Origin of the sequence: uncultured Chitinophaga sp. (assembly GCF_937898475.1) — a bacterium.
Taxonomy (GTDB): Bacteria; Bacteroidota; Bacteroidia; order Chitinophagales; family Chitinophagaceae; genus Chitinophaga.
On record NZ_CALEJS010000011.1, the window covers coordinates 260,551 to 282,433 of the forward strand.

Sequence of the window (21,883 nt, forward strand, 5' to 3'; positions counted from 1 at the left end):
TTTGTTCAGAGTGTAATGTTTATGGTGAAGGCCAGCGTTTTCGCCTTCGGGTATTGATACAGGTCTACGCCCTGGTTAAAGTCGCCGTCAAAAGACGATGCCTCCGGATCATATCCCCTGTATTTGGTGAACAGGAAATAATTCTCTGCACTGATGCCCAGCATCGCCGTGTTCAGGTGCAGGCGCTTCAGCCATCCGGCAGGCAGCCGGTAACCCAGCGTAATATTCCGCACCCGCAGAAAAGATCCTTTCTCTACATTATAGCTGTCAATCTCATTGATAAGCCCATCGCCGGGCAGGCGCAGGGCGGCGTTCATCACACCCTGGTGCTGTGGTGTCCACGCATCCAGCACGCTGCGGTAGCTGTTGGTGGTAGGCGCCGAACTCTCCATGATCAGCCGCGTCAGGTTGGCCAGGCTGTGTCCGTAGATCACCTGGAGGTCTACCGCCAGCGAAAAGTTGCGGTAGTTGAAGGTGTTGACCATACTGGCTTCAAAGTCGGGCATGCCGTTACCCAGCACCGTACGGTCGTTTGCGTCTTTGACTTTATTGTTGTTCAGGTCTGCATATTTCAGGTCGCCCGGCTGCCTGCCATATACCGCTGCTGCTGCCGCTTCCTGTGTTCCCCAGGTGCCGAGGCGCAGGTAACCGTAAAACTCATTCAGCGGACGGCCTTCCATAATACGGCCTGCCCATGGATACATGATATCGCCGTTCAGTTCCAGTACGCGGGAGCGGTTCATGGAGTAGATCAGTGAAGTATTCCATGAAAAGTACCTGCGCCGGACGTTGTTCGTTACCAGCGATAGTTCCAGTCCCCTGTTACGGATAGAACCAATATTGTCAAATGCCCCTGCGTAACCTGTAGTAGCAGGTAATAACTTATAGTACAGCAGATCTTTTGTTACCCGGTTGTAGATATCGCCTGTGAACTGCAGCCTGCCGTCCAGCAGCAGGGCGTCGATACCGAAATTGAACTGGTGGGCCTTCTCCCATTTCAGGTTCTTGTTACCCAGTCCCGCTAACGTGGCCGAAGGCGCTACCTGTCCGCCAAACGCCGCCTGGCCGCTGTTGATCTTGTCCTGCGTTACATAATCGCCGATATCTGCATTCCCAACAATGCCGTAGCTCATGCGCAGCTTCAGATCATTGAGCCTGCGCACATCGCGCAGGAAGGGTTCTGAAGATAAGCGCCAGGCAGCAGAGAAGCTGGGAAAATAGCCGTACCTGTTATTGGCGCCGAAACGTGATGAGCCGTCTGCCCGGAATGAAAAACCGAACAGGTAGCGGTTATCATAATCATAATTGAACCGCATGTAGTACGAGTTCATGGCGGTGTTGCTGGATCCTGACTCCGGGCGTTGCGGCACCAGGCCCGTTTGCAGGCTGTTATACGAAAAGAAATCATCAAAGAACCCTTCGCTGCCTGCTTTGGTGCTCATGTTGGCAAAGTAATACCAGCTGGCGCCCGCTACGCCGGTGAGCTTATGTTTGCCCAGCTGCTCGTTCCAGGTAAAATAATCTTCCGTTGTCCAGGAGCCGGAATTGCCATGTCCGCGGGTAGCTACGCCCTTTTGCGTATCAGAATAACCGCGTATGTCGCGTCCTGAATAGTACAGGTCATAAGTAGCGCCGGTTTGCCCGCTGAAGCTGGCGGTAAACTGCAGCTTGCTGCTCAGGTAAAAAGTGGCCAGCAGGTTGCCCATCGTATACGTACGGCTGGCTACAGACTCAACTTCTCTCATCAGCCGCACCGGGTTCTCAGAATCTTCTGCGCCCGGGTAATCGCCTTTACGTGAATAGGTGCCGTCTGCATACTTCACCGGCAGAAAGGGCAGGAATTCATAGACCTGCCGCACGGCATTCAGTCCGAAAGTATTGATGTCTACATTATTCTGTTTATACGCACCGCTGTTGATCACCGCCTGAAGATGCAGCCATTTCTTCACGTCCCAGCCCAGGTTAATAAACCCGTTCACCTGCCGCGAATAGCTGTTGATCAGGATACCCTGCTGATCGTTATACGAAAGACTTGCAAGGGCGCTGATATCATCTTTCCCCAGAGAAAAAGAGAGCGCATGCTCGTGCGAAATGGCCAGACGGCTCGCGGCATCCTGCCAATCAGTATGATACTTTGGCGTACCGTCTGCATTGAACAACTCTTCCTTGCGCGGGAACTTCCAGTCAGGATCCAGGTGCGGTGCAAGGCGGCCCGGCACGTATTCATACTGGCGTTTGAACATTTCCAGTGCTTCGCCGGCATCCATCAGGTCTACTTTACGGGCCAGGGTGCCAAAGCTGAGCGTGTTGCGGAATGTAATACCCGGACTGTCCTTTCCTCCCTTCTTAGTGGTGATCACGATCACGCCGTTGGATCCTCTTGATCCATAAATAGCCGAGGCAGCTGCATCTTTCAGCACGTCTACCGCGGCAACAATATTCGGATCGATTACCAGTGGATCAGCGCCCACAATGCCATCTATCACGTACAACGGCCCGTTGTACGCATTGATGGAGCCCGTGCCTCGGATCTTTACAATGGGATTGCCGCCCGGCTTACCGGAGTTCATCATCACGCTTACACCGGCTACTTTACCCGCCAGGCCCTGCATCACGTTCATGGTGGTGGCCCGTTCATTCAGGTCTTCCCCCTTCACTGTGCCAACAGCCGTGGTGAGGTGCTCTTTACTGGAAGTGCCGTAGCCGATCACCACTACTTCGCCCAGTGGAGACGGTTTGGGCAATAAGGTAACGTATAGGGATACCGGACCTGTAACCGGTAGCGCTTCCTCGTAAAAGCCCATCAGGCGGAACAGCAGGGTGTCTCCCGGACCTGCGCGGATATTAAATCCACCTGCCTGGTCGGTCATCACACGGCGTTGCATTCCCTTTGTGAACACGTTCACACCCGGCAGCGCATTGCCCTGCTCATCCGTTACACGACCGCTTATTTCCTGTACAGGAGCCGTTTCAGCAGCCATTTTCTCCTGCCGCGTGATCAGGATGTTCCTGCCCCTCAGCTCATACTGCAGGGCAGCCGGCAGCAGTTGCAGCACCTGTGCCAGGGAAATCTTTTTTTTGCTGATCGTTATTTTACCGCTGCCTGCAATTTCTGCAGGATTGTACACAAACCTGAACCGTGTATTGGCTTCTATCTGTTCAAATACTTTATCGAATCCCTGGTTCACTACCTGTATATTCACCAGGGTACGCTGCAGCTCTTCCGTTGTTCCCGTTTGTGCGGCTATCGGCTGAAGGATCCCGCCACACAATACCAGTACAAGGCAGGCCAGCCATATTATTCGCCTAATGCTTTGGTTGATCATCATATACCAGGTATTCATTGCCACCCGGCGCCTCCCGGTAGCTGAATCCATAAATATCACATAGCATTTTCAGTATATCCTTCAACGCGGTGTTCCTGTCAAAACGGGCGGTGAGCATGGCGTTGGCGACAGGCGCCGTTGCAAAGCGGATCCGCACATTGTAGGCGCGTTCCAGTCTTTGTGCAATCCTGGCAAATGTAAGGTTCCTGAACACCAGCTGCCCTTCCCGCCAGGCGTTATAATCTGCCGCGTTGATCCTTGCTGTATCTATTGTATTTTTTTCGCTGTAATAAACCGCCTGCTGATTTTCGCTGAGCGCAATAAGGCGGCCCTGCTCATTTCCCACAGCCACCTTCCCTCCAGACACGGTTACGGTGATGGCTGCCTCCGGCGTATAGGCGTCGATATTAAAACTGGTGCCAAGCACTTCTACATCCAGCTTTCCTGCATGCACCAGGAAAGCATTCCCCTGCTGCGGCGCCACTTCAAAATAGGCCTCGCCTTCGAGCCACAGTTCGCGGCTGGACGCCTGCGTATAACGCAGCTTGCTGTCAAAGTTCAGCCAGATCAGCGTTCCATCCGGCAAGGCGATCTTTTTGACAGCGCTCCTGTCTGCCTGCTCAGTTACTGTAAGCCCCGTTGTGGCAGGTCCTTTTCCCGGGTTGCGGGCAAGATAGATGCCGCCCGCCAGCACCAATACCAGGACACTGGCGGCTGCCCACCGGTAACGGCGGAAGGAACCTTTTACCACCCTTGCGGCAGGGGAGCCGGCCACTATTCCGTGGCTGATGCGCAGGAAAAGCAGCTGCTCCAGCGCGTTGCGTTCCCCTTCACTGAGCCGTTCCGTCAAACCGGCGTGCCCCTCAAAAGAGCGGTACCACTCGTCTACCTCCCGGACTTCCTCTTCCGTGGCGGTTCCGTCCAGGTATTTAGTCAATAGTGCTTTTAGCCGGTCGTTGTTCATATTGATAGTCTCTAACATTAGACACCTGGAAAATGGTCTACCGCCATTGTGGTTCAAAATAGTTTGAAAAATCTTTCCACTAACAGCAGCAGCAAGGCCAGGAACCAGAACAATGTAAAATTGTATTCCTTCAGGCGCGAACGCAGTATTTTCAGGGCTTTGCCCATGTGTTTCTCCACGGTGTTCACTGATATACCCAGTTGTTCTGCAATGTGCTGGTACGACAAATGTTCTCTGCGGCTCAGGTAAAATACTTCGCGGCACTTTTCAGGCATACTGGCGCAGGATTCGTCTATCCGCTGCTGCAGTTCCTTTAACTGCAGGCGGCTGGCGGCATCGTGCTGATAAGGCTCGCCGCCTTTCAGCATCCGCTGCCGATAGGTATTGCGTACCAGCTCTGCCCGTACGGTATTCAGCACTTTATTTTTCAGAGATATATGCAGGTAACTGCGGAGAGAGGTGTGCAATATGATGGTTTCCCTTTTCAGGTACAGGTTCACCAGCAGGCTTTGTACCAGCTCCATGGCTGTTTCCCGCTCTTTTACGCGCCGGTAGGCCGCATCCAGCAGCTCCTGCCAGAAGCGCCGGAAGATCTCTTCAAACGCTTCTTTATTTCCCTGCTTTACCTGCAGGAATAATTCTTCATCAACATACGTGGAAAGGTCTTGTCGCATCACGGGAATTCAATCTACCGGCTAATTTAATCGATTTAGCAGTATTTTCTTAATCTTCCCGTAAAATTGATTATTTGCACATTTTTTTTGCCGTATAAGGTGTGTGTCGGTATAAAACAACAGCACCCGCGCCGAATGCGCGGGTGCTGTTGTCTGATAAGATGTAAAAATGTAATGTTATCTCGTACAATCTGCTGTCCATGTTCCCTCACTGTTAGATACCAGCATTTTCAGCGTGTTGGCTGTAATGGTGATACCGGTAACGCCATCGCCCACACTGACGTAGGTATTATCCCCTTCTTTCTGGAATCTTACGCCGCTGATATTCGGAATACCGCTTCCGAAATCAAAGGTGTAAGTATCGTCTACCTTAACCACGGTTACACGTCCGTCTTCGTCGTTATGAGACTCCGTTCCATCATTGTAGGTAATCGTTCCATTGTATGTTCCTACAAAAAAATCGTTGTCAGCAGGATCGTCATCCTTGCTGCATCCAACTGCAAAAACCAGCATAGCAATAAAGAAGATTCCTAAAAGTTTCATGCTCTTTTTCATAACCCTTTTTTCACTCTGCTAAAACAAGCACTGTGCCAATTACAGCAATACGCGTTTACGTTGATGTACACACAATTTATACAGTTGAGACGGGTGAAATGCTACACGTTCATTCACATGGAGCAACAATGTGTGAAAAGTTTACTACGCATACCGGCGGCCGCTACTCACATCAGTAAAAAACAAAGGATGCTTAACTTTCATTTAATCCACCCTTAACCTCCACCTAACATCTCCTTACGAAATTCGGTAAGCGAAGGAGGAATAACACCTATGCTTTATTGCCTTCGTGCCCGTTCTCCTTATTGTTTGTTTTTGCTTCCTTTTTTCTTTTTATCCTACCTTTACAGCTTGCTACGCCGATACACTGCGTAGTAAAAAATTAGTTTACAATCGATACTAGTCTTGTGAAATATGGGAACATCAATTACCTGTCCTAGCTGCAAACACCAGTTTGTTATGGAAGATGCATTTGCTGCTGATATTGAAAAGGAAATGCGCGGCAAACTGGAATCTGAGTGGCGTAAACGGATGGAAGTACTGCAGGCAGAAAAACAGCAGCTGGCGCAGCAACGCCAGCTGGTGGAGCAGCAAAGGCAGATACAGGAGGAAGAACTGAATAAACGTCTTTTATCAGAAAAGGAGAAGCTCCAGGCTTCCCTCTCTGAGAATATACGCAAAAGCCTCAGCGCGGATTTTGAAAACCAGCTGCGCATGCTGCAGCAGACCAACCAGGAACAGGAAGCCCGCCTGAAGGAGGCCCGCCGCCAGGAACTGGAGTTCCTTCGCCGGGAACAGGAACTGCGCAACAAGGAGGAGGAACTGGAGATCGCCATGCAGAAAAAAATCCTGGAAGCCCGGAACCAGCTTTCAGAAGTGATCCGTAAGGAAGAAGCAGAACGCAGCCAACTCAGGGAAACCGAATTTCAGCTGCGCCTCCGCGAAATGGAGAAACAGCTCGAAGATCAGCGTAAACTGGCGGAAGAGATGAAACGTAAAGCCGAACAAGGCTCCACACAGCTGCAGGGAGAGATCCAGGAGCTGGCCCTCGAAGAGATGCTGAGACAGGCATTCCCATTCGATGAAGTGACGGAAGTAGGCAAAGGCGTAAAAGGGGCAGACTGCATTCAGATCATCCGTAACCAGTATGGACAGGATTGCGGCCGTATCATCTATGAAAGCAAACGCACCAAAGATTTCTCCAAAGACTGGGTTGAAAAACTGAAAGCCGATATGCGCAGCCAGGGCGCCGATGTAGCCATACTCGTTACACAGGCCATGCCCAAAGATATGGAGCGCTTTGGCGAACGGGAAGGCGTATGGATCTGCTCCTTCGCAGAAGTAAAAGCCCTGGCCCTCGTACTGCGCGACGGGGTGATCCGCATTGCCGGCGCCCTCAAAAGCCAGGAAAACAAAGGCGACAAAATGCATATGCTGTATAATTATCTTACCAGTAGCGAGTTTGCAGAACAATGGAAAGCCATCCGCGAAGGATTCCTCGCCATGAAAACCTCCATACAGAAAGAACGCGAAGCCATGGAAAAACTATGGAAAGCCCGCGAAAAACAACTGGAAAAAGTACTGCTCAACGCTGCCCATATCAAAGGCGCAGTAGAAGGCATCGCCGGTAGCGACTCTGTCGATCTCAAGCTCCTCGAAGATGCGGCAGACGAACTGCTCATGGGCAACGGCGCCGCGCCGGCTGAGTAACATTATGTTTTTATTAAATTTGTTTTACCTTTACGCTTAACCTGCAAACAGGTATGCTATCATGAAGCAATATAAAACCATCATCTTTGACCTTGGCGCCGTGCTCATTGACTGGAACCCGCGCTACCTCTATAACAAGATCTTCAGCACGGAAAGCGAAACCGAACATTTCCTTCAGCATATCTGTACCGCAGACTGGAACGAAGAACAGGACGCGGGCAGAGCACTGGCAGAAGCCACTGAGCTGCTGGTTAGCACCCATCCTCAATATGAAGCCCAGATACGCGCTTACTACGGCCGCTGGAAAGAAATGCTGGGCGGCGTCATTCCCGGCTCGGTAGAGATCCTCCAGCAGCTGAAAGACAGCCGGCGTTACAAACTCTATGCACTCACCAACTGGTCTAACGAAACATTTCCCATTGCCCTGGTATCCTATCCCTTCCTGCAATGGTTTGACGGCATCGTGGTATCCGGCCGTGAAAAAATGCGTAAACCATACCCCTCCTTTTACCAGCTCCTGCTGGACCGCTACGGGGTAAATGCACGGGAAGCACTGTTCATTGACGACAACCTGCGCAACGTCTCCGGCGCCGAAGCCTGCGGTATAGAAAGCATTCATTTCACCTCTCCCGGGCAGCTAAAACATATCCTCACTGAGAAAGCCGTACTGAGCTGATCATCTTTCCCAAACCCGTCATAACACACTGATCCCCTGTTCCTTTAACAAAACTTTAGGAATACATTAACATTTCGTGAATAAACTTCTGTAACAAGCACCCCTCTAATCCGTTGAACGTTAGATGCTTAACCAGCATGTAACAAAAACCATGATGCAGGCACTTCAATAATACTTTTCTGTCGATCTGTACGCGTACTATTGGCATACTTAGTGTATGACAAATCCAGGTAGAGCACTGATTAATATGGGCATTAGCATTAATGAATTAAATACGTGTGTAATATGAAAAAGGGCAAGAAAAACTTTACAATTGTTAGTGTGAGAAGAAAGGTCTTTTTGGGCGCCATCGTAGCTGCTGCAGTAATACTATCCCTCGGCAGCTGCCGTAAAGATCCGCTGAACGACATGACAGAAGAAGAATCCCAGATCTATATCACCAACCGGGATACGACTGCGGATTTTTCCTCCTATACTACTTTCAGCATCGTCGATTCCGTTGCTGTTGCAGGTAATGGCGACACCGCAAGAAGAGCGCTGACAGACTATGACAGACAACTGATCGCGGCAGTCAAATCTGCCATGCAGTCAAGAGGGTATACACTGGTGGATAAATCCGCTAAACCCAACCTGGCCATCAACCTCACCCGCATCGACGAAACCTTCGCCAGCACCTATTATGATCCGGGTTACTGGTCCGGATGGGGCGGTTACTGGGATCCTTTCTACTGGGGATACCCCGGCCTGGGTTACTATTGGCCAAGCTACTATACCGTGTACACCAGGGAAAGAGCGGTGTCTATAGACCTGCTGGACCTGCAGCATGCGGAGGCCGACAAGGAAGTGAAAGTGGTTTGGAACGCCATGTTCAGAGGCGCCGGTGTATGGAACAGCGGCTATATCAACAATATGATCAACGGCGCATTCAACCAGTCAGCTTACCTGAAGAAATAAATCTGTGGTTCACCTAAAAAAAGAAGACGATGAAACGGAATATAATGAAACTGATAAACGTGAAGATCTGGATATTGGCCATTGCCGCATGCCTGGCCGTACAGGCGGCATCCGCACAGGTGCGCCCACCACTGTCCTTTAATTTTAACTATTCTATAGCGCAGCCACTGGGCGCTGTAAAAAATTATAGTGACAAGACAAGTTTCAGGGGCTGGCAGGCTGGTTTACAATACATGCTGACCGACCAGGTGGGAGTAGGCATTAAATCCGGCTTCCAGGACTTTTACTACAGAACGCCGCGCGCCGTGTATCCTACCAAGTCCGGCGATATTTCTGCAGTGCAAACACGTACCTTGCAGGTAATTCCTGTATTGGCCACCGTACAATACCAGTTCACCAAACCGGATGCAGTTGTAATTCCCTATGCATCACTGGGCCTGGGTGTAGCCAATATGAATTACGAAAAATACTGGGGCATGTTTGTTGACAAGGACAATAGCTGGCAGTTCATGGCAAGCCCCGAATTGGGTATCAACATACCATTTGGCAAGGCTTCACCGTTATTATTTAACGCGAGTGTGCAATACAACTACTCTCCTTACAAATTAGCCGAGATCACCAACTTTAGTACTATACAAGGGAATATTGGGTTGAGATGGCATATCAACTAAAGTTCGTCCATATTCTAGGGAAGCTGTGAGAGTGCGCCCCGGGACATTAACATGTTCCGGGGCTTTTTTTGTTTGAGGTTTGAAGGTAGGTTTGAAGTTCGCCGGCGGTTAAAAAGTTCAGGACAAGCGCCTCCCGTTATAGCGCAATTTCCTTCCAGGGTAGACAACAGCAGCGAACCTGGAACCTCTAACGAACTTTAAACCTCAAACCTCAAACTCCCTTAAACCCCGTACTTCCTGCCACACGAATGTTTCCCTTTTTGTCCTTGTAAATGAAATAGGCCTCCAGGCCGTATTCAGGGTGTTTTTTTATGAAGGCGAGTGCTTTCTTCACCCCCATTAATATCAGGGCGTTGTCAAAACCATCTGCGGTTATACAATCTTTCGCCAGTACGGTTACACTGATGATGTTATTATGCAATGCCTGTCCGCTGTGCGGATCAATAGTGTGGGCAAAACGGGTACCGCCCTGGTCAAAGAAACGGCGGTAATTGCCGCTGGTAGCAATGGCTTCATCCTGCAGGGATACTAATTCCTGAACCGGGTGCTTGTCTCCATGTGCCGCAGGGCCTTCAATCCCCACCGTCCAGTTACGCCCGGCGGCATTGTGTCCGCTGGCGCGCAGCTCACCGCCTACATCCACCAGGTAATGCCGGATGCCCTGCTGCTCAAGAAAGCGCGCCAGCACATCTACCGTATAGCCCTGCGCGATACCGTTACAATCTATTTCCACCCCCGGTTGCCGCTTTATCAGCAGGGAATCTTTTACTTCCAGGTACCGGTGCCCCGTACGCTGTAACAGCTGCCGCAGGGTATCTGCCGGGGGAATGCCTTTCCAGGCAGGCTTTACTACCCCAAATCCCCAGGCATCCGCCAGGGGTTTGATGGTGATATCAAAAGCGCCCCTGGTAGCCTTGCTGACCTCCAAAGCCCGCTTTACCACCGCCTGCATATGGGCATCCATACGGATGCTGTCTCCTGCATTAAAGCGGTTAATCAGTGATCCGGGCCTGTAGAGCGACAGGGACTGATCGATCTCTTCAAAAACAGCTTCTATTTGTGGCTGAAGGGAAGCAGTATCATCACGCAGGTACTTAACAATGTAATAAGTGCCCTGCGCTTTCCCTTCACACACCTGTAAGCGCTGGGCATACGCACAGGTACTACAGCATATAGCCAGAAGAATAAACCCCAAACTTTTCCTCATGCTCCTTTCTATTCTAAAAAACCAGGCAGCTAACCGCTGACAGCCAGCAGTTAACCGCTCTCAATGAAATGCATCTATTCCTGTAATATCCATACCGGTGATCAGCAGGTGTATCTCATGCGTGCCTTCATAGGTGATCACGCTTTCCAGGTTCATCATATGGCGCATAATGGGGTATTCTCCCGTAATGCCCATACCACCCAGTATCTGCCTGGCATCCCGCGCTATTTTAGTGGCCATTTCGCAGGAATTGCGTTTAGCCATGGATATCTGCGCCGGGGTTGCTTTGCCCTCGTTCTTTAGCACCCCTAAACGCCAGTTCAGCAGCTGCGCCTTGGTGATCTCCGTGATCATTTCTGCCAGCTTTTTCTGTGTAAGCTGAAAACCGGCTATCGGCCGGTCAAACTGGATCCTTTCCTTTGCGTACCGCAGGGCTGTATCGTAGCAGTCCATCGCCGCGCCCACCACGCCCCAGGCAATACCATAACGGGCAGAAGAAAGGCAGCTTAAAGGCCCTTTCAGGCCCTTTACACCGGGCAATATATTGGCTTTGGGCACCCGTACATTATCAAATACCAGCTCGCCGGTAGCGCTGGCCCTCAGGCTCCATTTACCTTTTGTTTCCGGGGTGCTGAACCCTTCCATGCCACGCTCCACGATCAGTCCCCTGATCTCCCCCTCCTCATTCTTAGCCCATACCACGGCAATATCCGCAAAGGGCGCATTGGAGATCCACATTTTGGCACCATTCAGCATCACCTCGTCTCCGGAGCTGGTATAATGCGTAAGCATACCCGCAGGGTTGGAACCATGATCCGGCTCAGTGAGCCCAAAGCATCCCATCAATTCGCCGGTAGCCAGTTTTGGCAGGTATTTCCGTTTCTGTTCTTCACTGCCGAAAGTAAAGATCGGGTACATCACCAGGGAGCCTTGTACAGACGCAGTAGACCGTACACCGCTGTCCCCTCTTTCCAGTTCCTGCATCATGAGCCCGTAAGCGATATGGTCCATACCTCCGCCGCCGTATTCCGTTGGGATGGTAGGCCCGAAACAGCCCAGCTGTCCCAGCCCCTGGATAATATGGGAGGGAAAGGTGGCCTGCTGGCAATGCTCTTCTATAACAGGCGATATCTCTTTTTTTACCCACTGGCGTACGGCATCCCGTACCAACCGGTGTTCTTCGGTTAACAGTTCATCCAATGAAAAATAATCTGGTGACTGGAAAAGGTCTTTCCCCATGTTGGCCACGTTTTATCAGCAATATAACGATTTACAATTTTAGATGTACCTTGGGCCGAAAATAAGGGAGCATGTCAAGTAAAGTATTCCCGGCACTGTTGTTAGTGGGATTCCTTATTCTGCTGATCGTGTCGTTCAGGCCCTCACATAACCGTTCTGCCAATACCATCACCACCGCTGCAGACACCACAAAGGTGGTAATGAAAAAATACTGGATGGTACTGCTGAAGAAAGGGCCTCAGCGCAACCAGGATACCGCCCTTGCAAACCGGATACAGCAAAAACATATTGCCAACATAGAACGCCTGGCAAAATCAGGAAAAATGCTGGTAGCCGGACCCTTTGAAGATGACGGCGATCTGCGGGGCATTTTTATACTGGATTGTGCCGATAGTGCCGAAGCAAATGCCCTGGTCAGAACTGATACCGCTATTATCAGCGGCCGCCTGGATTATGAGATCAAAGCCTGGTGGACGGCCAAGAACTGTGTCTTTAAATAACAGCCGGTATAACCCCCGCCTACCCTTCATATACCTTCCATACATCCTCCACATACCTCCTACCCTGTACTTTATTCCCCTCACAAGATCAATTTGCAGGTCTTTGCAGGCTTTTTTCTATAAGATGCATTTTTCTGCTTGTTTATTTGCGGGTTTCTGCCGACATTAACAGTAGCAACCAATATCTATATCGTCTTTGTCATGCTAAAAAAAGAACGGCAAGCCTATATATTACGCCAGGTGAACTTGCATAACCGGGTATTGTCGGCCGACCTTAGCCAGGAGATCAAAGTATCGGAAGATACCATCCGTCGCGACCTGGCAGAGCTGGCAGATATGGGGAAAATAATAAAGGTGCATGGGGGCGCCTTATCACAGGGGTATCATTATTCCCTGAACGCACAACAGATCTATTCACTGGATGAAAAACGCAGAATTGCGCAAAAAGCCGCAACACTGATCGAAGACGGCATGTTTGTGCTGACCACCGGGGGAACTACCATCATCGAACTGGCCAAAGCCCTGCCACCTGATCTGAAAGCTACCTTCTTTACCGTCAGCCTCACGGCCGCAGTAGAATACATGCGGCATCCCAACATCGAGATCATCCTCATCGGGGACAAGCTGTCAAAGAATGCGCAGATCACGGTAGGCGGAGAAGCACAGGCAAAGATCCGGCAGATCAAGGCAGACATCTGCTTTTTAGGCACCAACGCAATCGATACTACGCATGGTCTTACTGAAAATGACTGGGAAGTAATGCAGATCAAAAAGGCAATGGTCAGCACCGCTCAAAAAGTGGTATCACTCACCATTGCAGAAAAAGTAAACACTGCTCAGCGTATACAGGTATGCGGTATCCACGAGATCCATACGCTGATCACTGAATTGTCTCCTGACAACCAGCTGTTAAAAAACTATATAAAGGAGGGGCTGGAAGTAATCTGAAAGTTTAAACATTTGAAAGTTTAAACGTTTGAAGCAGACCTCCCACTCAGGTCGCCTTCAAACCTTCAAACGCTCAAACGCTCAAACTGTTGACTGTACTGTTCTTTCACATTAAAAACTTGTTTATGATCAATTTGTTATTCTTAACTTGCAGGAAATGGCCATTGCTTTTCCTGTTCCTGCTTACGGGACTTGGCATTTCCAGCGCGATGGGGCAGGTACGTATAGCCGGTAAAGTTACCAGCCCGGAAGGGAACGGTATTCCCGGTATTACTGTCCAGGTAAAGAATACCACCTATGGCGCTGTAACAGATCCGGACGGCAACTATAGCTTTAACGCCTCGCTGCAACCGGGCCCTTATACCATTAAGTTTTCCGGTGTGGGCTTTGCCGCCCGTGAACAGTCCCTGCAAATAGGCGATGCAGGTACCTACTCCGTTATCACTCAGCTAACAGCAGACGCGCTCGGCCTGGATGAAGTTGTGGTAACCGGCACCACGGAAGGTACTACACGTAAACAGCTGGGTAATTATATCAGTACGGTAAAAGCCGATCAGCTCACCAAAGGCGCCACCGGCAATGCGCTGGCCGCCCTGCAGGGAAAAACCGCAGGCGCCCAGATCTCGCAGAATTCCGGCGATCCGGCCGGCGGTATCTCCGTAAGACTGAGAGGTATCAGTACAATCTCCGGCTCTTCTGATCCGCTGTATATCGTAGATGGTATCATTGTAAACAATGCCACCAACCGCGTTACCAATACCGCCGGTACATATGATGGCACTAACTTCATCGGCACCATCGGTCAGAACAGGATGGTGGATATCAACCCGGCGGACATTGAACGTATAGAAGTACTGAACGGCGCAGCCGCAGCTGCCATATATGGTTCCCGGGCCAACGCAGGCGTGGTGCAGATCTTTACCAAGAGAGGCAGCTCAGGTGCACCGGTTGTCAGCTTCTCCACCAATTTCATGGTGAACCAGGTCAGGAAAAAAGTGGAAGTGAACCAGGCGCCGGTGAAATTCGGACCGGAAAATGTGACCCAGGATATTCTGACCCCTTCTTTAACCGAAACTACTCCGGTAAAACGGTACGACTACCAGGACTATATTTTCCAAACCGGTATCGGTACGGATAACAACGTATCCGTTAGCGGCGGTAAAGATAAAACCAGATACTATGCATCCGCCTCCTACTTCTATAACCAGGGTATCATTAAGAATACCGACTTCCAGCGCTACAGCTTCCGCCTCAACCTGGATCAGCAAATGACAGACTGGCTCAGCTTTACAGCCGGTGTGAACTATGTGAACAGCTCAGCGGATGAGAAACCGGATGGCAACTCCTTCTTCTCTCCCATGAACTCCGTGACCATCATCGGTAACATACATGACATCTACACCCGCGATGCCGCCGGCAACCTGCAGGCAGTAGGTGAAAGAGGAAGGGTAAACCCGGTATCGGTAATAGAGGATTTCAAACAGCAGCAGCAAACCAGCCGCGTGCTTGCAAATGTGGGGCTGAAACTTTACCCGGTAAAGAACCTCAGCATCAGCTATAACCTGGGTATAGATAATTACAGCCAGCGCGGTAACACCTTTATGCCTCCCTACGCATACAATGTGAGCACCGGCTTCTTTGGCGGCGGCCCCTCGCTGGATGCTACCCAGAACGGTTACGCCAGCTCCGCCACCAATAATTTCTTCCAGATCAACCATGACCTAAACGCCAACTATAAATGGGATATCTCCGAAAAAGTTGGCGCTACCACACAGGTGGGTTATTCTGTGCAATACGAAAAGAACAATTATCTCCTTACACAAGGCAGGGGCCTGGCTCCTTTTGTGGAAGCAGCCAACAGCGCGGCTACCGTGCTGCCTGCTGCAGACAGCCGCAGTGAAATATCCATTTCAGGGGTTTACCTGCAGCAAACATTCAGCTACAAAAACCAGCTGTTCCTTACAGGTGCGGTGCGTATGGACGGCTCCTCCGTGTTCGGTGAGAACGAACGCAACCAGGTATACGTAAAGGGCAGCGGCAGCTATGTATTGTCTGAAGGCGATTTCTGGAAAAACTCTGCTGTAGCTAACTGGTGGAACCTGTTAAAGGTCAGGGCTGCCTACGGTCAATCCGGTAACCTTACGGGTATCGGCGCATACGACCGTTTTAACTCCTACACGCCCAACGCATTCAACAACAAAACCTCCTTTGCGGGCAGCAATACCCTGGCCAACGAAAATATCAAACCGGAGCGTCAGCAGGAAACCGAGTTCGGTACCGACATGGCTTTCCTGAACAATCGTATAGGCCTCCAGGTGAACTACTACATCAAGAAGGTGGATGACCTGCTGCTGGACCGCGTAATTGCTTCCACCACCGGCTATACAGGCTACCGCAACAATATAGGCTCGCTCGAGAATAAAGGGATAGAAGTGGTGCTGAACCTGGTGCCGGTGCAAACCAAAGATTTCCGCTGGGACCTCACCACCATCTTTAACCGCAACCGCAACAAGGCATTGAAGATCGGGCAATCGCTCATCCTCTATAATACCAATGGCGGCGCTCCTGTAGCCATCCTGGAAGGACAGCCTATCGGCGTTTTCTACGGTACTTTCTTTGCCACAGATGGCAGTGGCAACCAGGTCAAGAATGCAAGCGGCATTCCGCAGATGGAAAGAGGTATACAAAACGGGCCGTTATCGTATACCCCACAACGTGATGCCAACGGGCTGCCGTTAGCCACCGCTACGCCGCTCCGCAAGGTGGTAGGTGATCCCAACCCGGATTATACCGCTTCACTGGTGAATGAGTTCAGCTATAAGAAATTCAACCTGCGCGTACAGCTGGATGCGGTACAGGGCAACGACGTATGGAATGCAGACTGGAGAACCCGCCAGGGCGTTGGTAATGGTAAAGTAGCAGAACAGGAGTACCTGGGACAACTGCCAAGGGGTTACATTTCCGGGGTGTATGCTACGGAAGAATGGCGTGTGGACGATGGCTCCTTTGTAAAGCTGCGCGAAGTATACCTTGGCTACAATGTAGGCCGCATCAAAGGCTTCCGCGATCTGACCATCAACGTAAGCGGCCGTAACCTTATTTCACGGGACAATTACAAGGGTTATGACCCGGAAGTGAATGCAGCCGGACAAAGCACCGTGCTGCGCGGTATTGACTTTGGTGCAGTACCGGTACCCCGGACTTTCAGTGTAGGCCTGTCTGCAAAATTCTAACCATTTAAAAAGTAGCTTATGCAAAAAATAGTAGCAGGTATATGTCTCTTCAGCACGCTGTTTGCTGCATCCTGCAAGAAAGATTTTACCAGCCCTTCCGCAGCCAGGGATGAAGATGTATTTACCTCCACACAGGCGGTAACGGGTGTAGCGGTGGGCCTGCAACGCATCTATTCATCCGGCCGCGCAGGTTCGGTTTATAACCTGGTGGCCGCCAATGGCTTCAGCACCAATGAGCTCTCACTCCGCAACGAAGGTAACATACCGGAATTCCAGCTGAGTGTGGGCGGCGGAACGGTAGATGGCACCAACACTATTCTCGGCAACCTCTGGGCCAACAGCAACAAGGTTATCTTTGACGCCAACCGCGTAATTGCTTACGCCAGAACGATGGATGATAAAGCCTACGCCAGCGGCCTGACAGGCTATGTTACGATCTTAAAAGCGCTTGCGATGGGCAACATGGCCATGTACTGGACCAACGTGCCGGATTCCACCGGTTCCCTGGAGCAGGGCGCTACCTTTACAGACCGGTTAGCGGGCTTTAACAAGATCATCGTATGGATCGATGAAGCCCTCGCTTTAGCGGCTGCCAACCCGCCCAGCGCAGGCTTTATGAACAATATCCCTGCGGGATTTGACATCGTCAATACATTGCAGGCTTTAAAAGCCCGTTATGCGTTATTTGCAGGTAACTATCCCCTGGCGCTGACCACTGCACAAAAAGTAGACCTTACAAAATCTTCGGTGTTTACTTACGATGCGGTGTTTACCAACCCGATCTGGGAAACGGCCACCTCCACCAACAACGTGTTCCAGGTGATCGATTCCACCTTAGGGCTGCCGGTAGCGTTACAACCTGATCTGGCAGACAAACGGGTGCCTTTCTATACATCCATCAATGCTACCATATTGCCGCGTTACCGGATCAGGGGATTTGGCGCTGACAGACAGACGCCGTTCCCCATCTACCTGCCGGGTGAGATCACGCTGATCAAGGCAGAAGTGTACACCCGCCAGGATGACCTGGCCACCGGGCTGGCAGAACTGAACAAAATAGTGACTAAAAGCCCTGCAGCAGATCCCCTGGGGGTGGGTGCAGACCTGCCTGCCATCAGCGGTCCGCTGTCTAAGGAAGCGCAGCTAACGGCCATTTATCAGCATCGCTGTATAGAGCTGTATATGTCCGGCCTTAAAATGGAAGACATGCGCCGCTTTGGAAGGCCGCTGACAGAACGCAAACGGAACTACTTCCCGTACCCGTTCTCTGAAAGGGATAATAACCCAAATACGCCCAAAGATCCGGACCTTTAACAGCCATTGACTGTTAGCCTTCAACTGTTACAATAAAAAGACCGGCGCCAAATCAGGCGCCGGTCTTTTTATTTATTAACCTGGTAATACCTCTTCAAACCCGCCTGTTTAGTAACAGGTTTCCGGCCCAAACCCGTGTTGCACCCGGTATTACTTTCGGTATATTGTATACATGTGGCATAGATATCGTATCCATGTGGCACCCCTTTAAAGAGGTACATCATCACTACTTTATCTATACTATATCAGTACTATATCCTGGGAGCAATACCGGGTGAGAGCCGAAGATCCACCGGAGCAATACCCTGTTTTACCCGTAAAAGATACCGTATGGAACGTATTTAAATAGTTACAGGCTCACCGCTGCCTCCAGGTATCCCGCCATTTCCCGCTGGTACTGCAAGGCCGCCCGGCGGGCGTCTGCTGCAAAATCCTCCCCGTTTCCGGCGTAAATAATGGCGCGGCTGGCGTTCACCAGTAACCCGCAATCTTTATTCATGGCCAGGGAAGAGATCTCCTGCAGGCTCCCGCCCTGGGCGCCCACGCCCGGCACAAGGAAGAAATGATCCGGCGCCAGCTGCCGGATGGCTGCCAGCTGTGCCGTCTGGGTAGCGCCAACCACGAACATCAGGTGGTCAGGACTACCCCATTCCATGGTGGTTTTGATCACCTTTTCGTAGAGGTACTCCTCTCCTATGCGCTGCAGCTGGAAATCCCGGCTGCCTTCGTTAGAGGTGAGTCCAAGTACGATGGCCCATTTCTCTGAGAAGTTGAGGAAGGGGGTGATGCTGTCTTTGCCCATATACGGCGCCACGGTCACCGCATCGAAATTATAGGTATCGAAGAATGTTTTGGCGTACTGGGTGGCAGTATTGCCGATATCGCCCCTCTTTGCATCGGCGATGGTGAAAATACCGGAAGGAATATACTCTACCGTGCGTTGCAATGTTTCCCAGCCACGGATGCCCATGCATTCATAAAAGGCGGTATTGATCTTGTAAGCCACGCAGAGGTCTTTTGTAGCGTCGATAATAGCCTTGTTGAATGCAAATACGGGGTCGGCGTGAGAAAGCAGGTGTTTGGGAATCTTGTGTATGTCTGTGTCCAGTCCTACACACAGATAAGATTGCCTTTCCTTGATCAGGCCCACTAATTCCTGTCGGTTCATAGTCAGTTAAATTTGGGGCGCAAAGTTAAGTAAAACTTAATCAATGCAAGTGATTGAATTATATTAACATAGATAATCGGTCGTTTATCCTTGGGTCTCAGCGTACACCGGGTTGGCGAAATACAACAAATGGTTACTGTCTGTTGGCAATCCTGCATGACCACCATCTAAAGTTCAGCTATTTTTGGCAAATTCCTGCATTCTTTTAGTTAACGCTTTGCAAAGCCGGTGGCCCAACCGCTCAAATATTTAAATTTTGATCTTAGCGATTAACTTATTAACTTTTCCACAGAAACTTTATTTAATATTCCTGGAGCAAAATGAAGCTTCGCATGATCTGATCCACAACTGTTTACGTACTGATCCATGCCCTGTTTCATTCCACGTTAACTGAAAAAACAACCCATGCAAAAGCACTGTTTCTTTCTTTTTTCCCTCCTTTTATGCCTCACCCTGCAATCGAATGCACAAAAGTTGCCTTCCATCGGTGTGTGTAATAGTTATAAGAACGACAGCCTGTTTGCAAAAGCAGGATATGCATATATTGAAGATGGTGTTTCCAGGTTGCTGGCGCCTACGGTAAATGAACAGCAGTTTGCCTCCCAGGCGGGGGAGCTGCAGCGCACCCATTGCCGTGTACAGAGCTGCAACGGTTTTATTCCGGGCACCATCAAGATCGTTGGGCCGCAGGTAGACGAAGCCCGGGTACTGGGCTATGTAGACACGGTAATGCATCGCGCCAGGCAGGCGGGTATTGAGCTGATCGTACTGGGCAGCGGCGAAGCCCGCAAGATACCCGAAGGCGTGGATCACGCACAGGTGAAAGCTCAGTTCATTGTATTGTGCCGCAAGATGGCCGAGGTGGCCGCCCGCTACGGCCGCATCATCGCCATGGAAAACCTGAACAGCACAGAAACCAATTTTATCAATACCCTCGAAGAAGCGAACGAAGTGGTGAACGCCATTCACCATCCCAATTTCAAGCTGACCGCCGACATCTATCATATGCTGAAGGAAAATGAGCCGGCTGCCGCCATTGAAAAGGCAGGTAAGAACCTGGTACACTGTCACATTGCAGAAAGGGAGAAAAGGGCCGCCCCCGGGGTAGCCGGGCAGGATTTCCGCCCTTATTTTGCCGCCCTGCACAAGATCGGCTTCAGCGGCCGTATCATGGTAGAATGCAGGTGGGATGATGTGGCCACGCAAAGCAAGCCTGTTTATGATTACCTGAAAGGCCAGCTGGAAGAGGCATATAAAAATTAGCTGTCAGCTGTTGGCCGTTAGCTTTTAGCTAAGCGCCAACAGCCAACGGCCAGCTGCTAACCGCTAAACGCTAAAAAAAGACATATGAAAAAATCACGTCGTGAATTCCTGAAACAATCATTAATGGGTGGCGCCGGTATTACGCTTACTGCCATGGGTATGCCCGCCAGCAGTTATGCCCGTATCCTGGGCGCCAATGACCGTGTAAATGTAGGATTGGTTGGCTTTTCTGACAGGGCCCGGCAGGCTTTGCTGCCCTGCTTTTTTGCCAATAACAAGGAACTGAACTTCGACCTTATTGCCGTATCCGATATCTGGAACCGCCGCCGCGAAGAAGGTAAGGCATTCCTGGAAAAGAAGACCGGGCATAACGTGCAGGCCTGTATGAACAATGATGAGCTGTACCGCAACAAAGACCTGGATGCAGTGATCATTGCTACTGCCGATTTCCAGCACGCTTTTCATACCATTGAAGCCGTAGGCAATAAAATGGACGTGTACTGCGAAAAACCTTTTGCAGAAACCATGGAAGACGCGCGTAACGCGCTGAAAGCCGTGAAAGGATCGGGCAAGATCTTCCAGGTAGGTACCCAGCGCCGCAGCGGCGCCAGCTATCATGCCGCCGCTAAATTTATACAGGAAGGAAAATTCGGGCCCATCACCATGGTGGAAATGACCTGGAACGTGAACCAGCCCGGACGCTGGCGCCGCCCCGACCTGGTGAAGAGCATCCGTGAATCTGATACCGACTGGAAACGCTTCCTGGCAAGCCGTCCGCAAGACAACTGGGATCCCCGCAAATACCTGGAATACCGTCTTTTCTGGCCTTATTCCAGCGGCATCTTCGGCCAGTGGATGACCCACCAGATAGATACCGTACACTGGTTCAGCGGACTGAAACACCCCCGCACTGCAGTAGCCAACGGCGGCATCTACGTATGGAAAGACGGACGCGCCAACCCGGATACACTGACCGCCGTATTTGAATACGGACCGGAAAACGATCCCACAAGCGGTTTCCAGGTAATGTACAGCTCCCGTTTCCACAACTCTGCCGGTGGCACCAAAGAAGTGTACTTCTCCAACGGCGGCACCATCGATATGGCGGATAACAAGATCAGCCCGACCGGCGGTCTCAGAGAACGCGAAGCGCAGGAAATGGGTATGCACGCCAACCTGCTGCCTTCACTGAGCCTGGAAGGCAGCAAAGTGGAGACCAGCGCCAATACCGGCGGCGATCCCCTGACGAATTCACATGTACGTAACTGGATGGAATGTGTGCGTTCACGCAAACAACCCAATGCACCGATAGAAGCAGCCTATTCTCACTCCATTGCATTGATCATGGGAACAGCAGCATACAGAACAGGTATGAAAGCTACTTTTGATGAAGCAAGCCAGAATGTGATGGTGGGGGGTAAAGTGTTTACCCTTTAACCGCATTTCCTTTGGGGCAATGCTGTTAAAGGAAATACCAAAAT

Annotated in this window: 17 protein-coding genes; 10 read left to right on the top strand and 7 right to left on the bottom strand. The window is 50.7% G+C overall.

Translation table 11 applies throughout. The features are described 5' to 3' along the window. Positions 1-5 precede the first annotated feature (5 nt). The 4 genes from Q0577_RS02720 to Q0577_RS02735 all read right to left on the bottom strand — a co-directional run bounded on the left by Q0577_RS02720 (position 6) and on the right by Q0577_RS02735 (position 5,507). Complete coding sequence (locus tag Q0577_RS02720) at positions 6-3,329, bottom strand: TonB-dependent receptor (protein WP_298732553.1); 3,324 nt, start codon at positions 3,327-3,329, stop codon at positions 6-8. Then, the gene (locus tag Q0577_RS02725) at positions 3,307-4,308 is read right to left on the bottom strand and encodes a FecR domain-containing protein (protein ID WP_298732555.1); all 1,002 of its coding nucleotides are present in this window, start codon (positions 4,306-4,308) and stop codon (positions 3,307-3,309) included. Before Q0577_RS02725 ends, Q0577_RS02720 begins: the two co-directional genes overlap by 23 nt. 35 nt (positions 4,309-4,343) lie before the next feature. Next, entirely contained in the window at positions 4,344-4,964 is a 621-nt protein-coding gene (locus Q0577_RS02730) for an RNA polymerase sigma-70 factor (RefSeq protein WP_298732813.1), read from the bottom strand. Between the two features lie 177 nt (positions 4,965-5,141). Beyond that, positions 5,142-5,507 (bottom strand): hypothetical protein, encoded by a 366-nt coding sequence (locus Q0577_RS02735; protein WP_298732557.1) that lies wholly within the window; start codon positions 5,505-5,507, stop codon positions 5,142-5,144. 471 nt (positions 5,508-5,978) lie between these two features. On the opposite strand from Q0577_RS02735, the gene Q0577_RS02740 reads away from it, so the two are divergent. From Q0577_RS02740 to Q0577_RS02755, 4 genes are all read left to right on the top strand, one after another. Continuing rightward, positions 5,979-7,229: a DUF2130 domain-containing protein gene (locus Q0577_RS02740; protein ID WP_298732559.1), complete on the top strand. Its 1,251-nt coding sequence runs from the start codon at positions 5,979-5,981 to the stop codon at positions 7,227-7,229. A 61-nt stretch (positions 7,230-7,290) separates the two neighbouring features. After that, the gene (locus tag Q0577_RS02745; RefSeq protein ID WP_298732561.1) at positions 7,291-7,905 is read left to right on the top strand and encodes an HAD family phosphatase; all 615 of its coding nucleotides are present in this window, start codon (positions 7,291-7,293) and stop codon (positions 7,903-7,905) included. Between the two features lie 285 nt (positions 7,906-8,190). Continuing rightward, positions 8,191-8,859, top strand: a complete 669-nt coding sequence (locus tag Q0577_RS02750; RefSeq protein WP_298732563.1) for a DUF4136 domain-containing protein — start codon at positions 8,191-8,193, stop codon at positions 8,857-8,859. Positions 8,860-8,903: 44 nt separating this feature from the next. After that, complete coding sequence (locus tag Q0577_RS02755) at positions 8,904-9,530, top strand: OmpW family outer membrane protein (protein WP_298732565.1); 627 nt, start codon at positions 8,904-8,906, stop codon at positions 9,528-9,530. Positions 9,531-9,741: 211 nt separating this feature from the next. On the opposite strand, the gene Q0577_RS02760 is transcribed toward Q0577_RS02755, so the two are convergent. Both Q0577_RS02760 and Q0577_RS02765 read right to left on the bottom strand, forming a co-directional pair. After that, entirely contained in the window at positions 9,742-10,737 is a 996-nt protein-coding gene (locus Q0577_RS02760) for an FAD:protein FMN transferase (RefSeq protein WP_298732567.1), read from the bottom strand. A 60-nt stretch (positions 10,738-10,797) separates the two neighbouring features. Then, the gene (locus Q0577_RS02765) at positions 10,798-11,976 is read right to left on the bottom strand and encodes an acyl-CoA dehydrogenase family protein (protein ID WP_298732569.1); all 1,179 of its coding nucleotides are present in this window, start codon (positions 11,974-11,976) and stop codon (positions 10,798-10,800) included. A gap of 71 nt (positions 11,977-12,047) precedes the next feature. On the opposite strand from Q0577_RS02765, the gene Q0577_RS02770 reads away from it, so the two are divergent. The 4 genes from Q0577_RS02770 to Q0577_RS02785 all read left to right on the top strand — a co-directional run bounded on the left by Q0577_RS02770 (position 12,048) and on the right by Q0577_RS02785 (position 17,971). After that, positions 12,048-12,476, top strand: a complete 429-nt coding sequence (locus Q0577_RS02770) for a YciI family protein (protein ID WP_298732571.1) — start codon at positions 12,048-12,050, stop codon at positions 12,474-12,476. Between the two features lie 201 nt (positions 12,477-12,677). Next, complete coding sequence (locus tag Q0577_RS02775; RefSeq protein WP_298732573.1) at positions 12,678-13,424, top strand: DeoR/GlpR family DNA-binding transcription regulator; 747 nt, start codon at positions 12,678-12,680, stop codon at positions 13,422-13,424. A gap of 125 nt (positions 13,425-13,549) precedes the next feature. Continuing rightward, complete coding sequence (locus Q0577_RS02780; RefSeq protein ID WP_298732575.1) at positions 13,550-16,657, top strand: SusC/RagA family TonB-linked outer membrane protein; 3,108 nt, start codon at positions 13,550-13,552, stop codon at positions 16,655-16,657. 18 nt (positions 16,658-16,675) lie between these two features. Then, positions 16,676-17,971 carry a RagB/SusD family nutrient uptake outer membrane protein gene (locus tag Q0577_RS02785; protein ID WP_298732577.1) on the top strand — a complete coding sequence of 432 codons (1,296 nt, stop codon included), beginning with the start codon at positions 16,676-16,678 and terminating at the stop codon, positions 17,969-17,971. Positions 17,972-18,320: 349 nt separating this feature from the next. Here Q0577_RS02785 and pyrF read toward each other — a convergent pair whose 3' ends face one another. Further along, positions 18,321-19,139, bottom strand: coding sequence for an orotidine-5'-phosphate decarboxylase (pyrF, locus tag Q0577_RS02790; RefSeq protein ID WP_298732579.1), 819 nt, complete (start codon positions 19,137-19,139; stop codon positions 18,321-18,323). A 405-nt stretch (positions 19,140-19,544) separates the two neighbouring features. Here pyrF and Q0577_RS02795 point away from each other — a divergent pair, with 405 nt between their 5' ends. Together Q0577_RS02795 and Q0577_RS02800 are read left to right on the top strand one after the other, a co-directional pair. Next, a complete protein-coding gene (locus Q0577_RS02795; protein WP_298732580.1) occupies positions 19,545-20,402 on the top strand; it encodes a sugar phosphate isomerase/epimerase family protein in 858 nt (285 codons plus the stop codon). A gap of 84 nt (positions 20,403-20,486) precedes the next feature. Then, complete coding sequence (locus Q0577_RS02800; RefSeq protein WP_298732582.1) at positions 20,487-21,839, top strand: Gfo/Idh/MocA family oxidoreductase; 1,353 nt, start codon at positions 20,487-20,489, stop codon at positions 21,837-21,839. Positions 21,840-21,883 lie beyond the last annotated feature (44 nt).

Bases quoted from the DNA above. Each gene is read 5' to 3' on its own strand.
- Q0577_RS02720 (WP_298732553.1), bottom strand. From the start codon at position 3,329: ATGATGATCAACCAAAGCATTAGGCGAATAATATGGCTGGCCTGCCTT.
- Q0577_RS02725 (WP_298732555.1), bottom strand. From the start codon at position 4,308: ATGTTAGAGACTATCAATATGAACAACGACCGGCTAAAAGCACTATTG.
- Q0577_RS02730 (WP_298732813.1), bottom strand. From the start codon at position 4,964: ATGCGACAAGACCTTTCCACGTATGTTGATGAAGAATTATTCCTGCAG.
- Q0577_RS02735 (WP_298732557.1), bottom strand. From the start codon at position 5,507: ATGAAACTTTTAGGAATCTTCTTTATTGCTATGCTGGTTTTTGCAGTT.
- Q0577_RS02740 (WP_298732559.1), top strand. From the start codon at position 5,979: ATGGAAGATGCATTTGCTGCTGATATTGAAAAGGAAATGCGCGGCAAA.
- Q0577_RS02745 (WP_298732561.1), top strand. From the start codon at position 7,291: ATGAAGCAATATAAAACCATCATCTTTGACCTTGGCGCCGTGCTCATT.
- Q0577_RS02750 (WP_298732563.1), top strand. From the start codon at position 8,191: ATGAAAAAGGGCAAGAAAAACTTTACAATTGTTAGTGTGAGAAGAAAG.
- Q0577_RS02755 (WP_298732565.1), top strand. From the start codon at position 8,904: ATGAAACTGATAAACGTGAAGATCTGGATATTGGCCATTGCCGCATGC.
- Q0577_RS02760 (WP_298732567.1), bottom strand. From the start codon at position 10,737: ATGAGGAAAAGTTTGGGGTTTATTCTTCTGGCTATATGCTGTAGTACC.
- Q0577_RS02765 (WP_298732569.1), bottom strand. From the start codon at position 11,976: ATGGGGAAAGACCTTTTCCAGTCACCAGATTATTTTTCATTGGATGAA.
- Q0577_RS02770 (WP_298732571.1), top strand. From the start codon at position 12,048: ATGTCAAGTAAAGTATTCCCGGCACTGTTGTTAGTGGGATTCCTTATT.
- Q0577_RS02775 (WP_298732573.1), top strand. From the start codon at position 12,678: ATGCTAAAAAAAGAACGGCAAGCCTATATATTACGCCAGGTGAACTTG.
- Q0577_RS02780 (WP_298732575.1), top strand. From the start codon at position 13,550: ATGATCAATTTGTTATTCTTAACTTGCAGGAAATGGCCATTGCTTTTC.
- Q0577_RS02785 (WP_298732577.1), top strand. From the start codon at position 16,676: ATGCAAAAAATAGTAGCAGGTATATGTCTCTTCAGCACGCTGTTTGCT.
- pyrF (WP_298732579.1), bottom strand. From the start codon at position 19,139: ATGAACCGACAGGAATTAGTGGGCCTGATCAAGGAAAGGCAATCTTAT.
- Q0577_RS02795 (WP_298732580.1), top strand. From the start codon at position 19,545: ATGCAAAAGCACTGTTTCTTTCTTTTTTCCCTCCTTTTATGCCTCACC.
- Q0577_RS02800 (WP_298732582.1), top strand. From the start codon at position 20,487: ATGAAAAAATCACGTCGTGAATTCCTGAAACAATCATTAATGGGTGGC.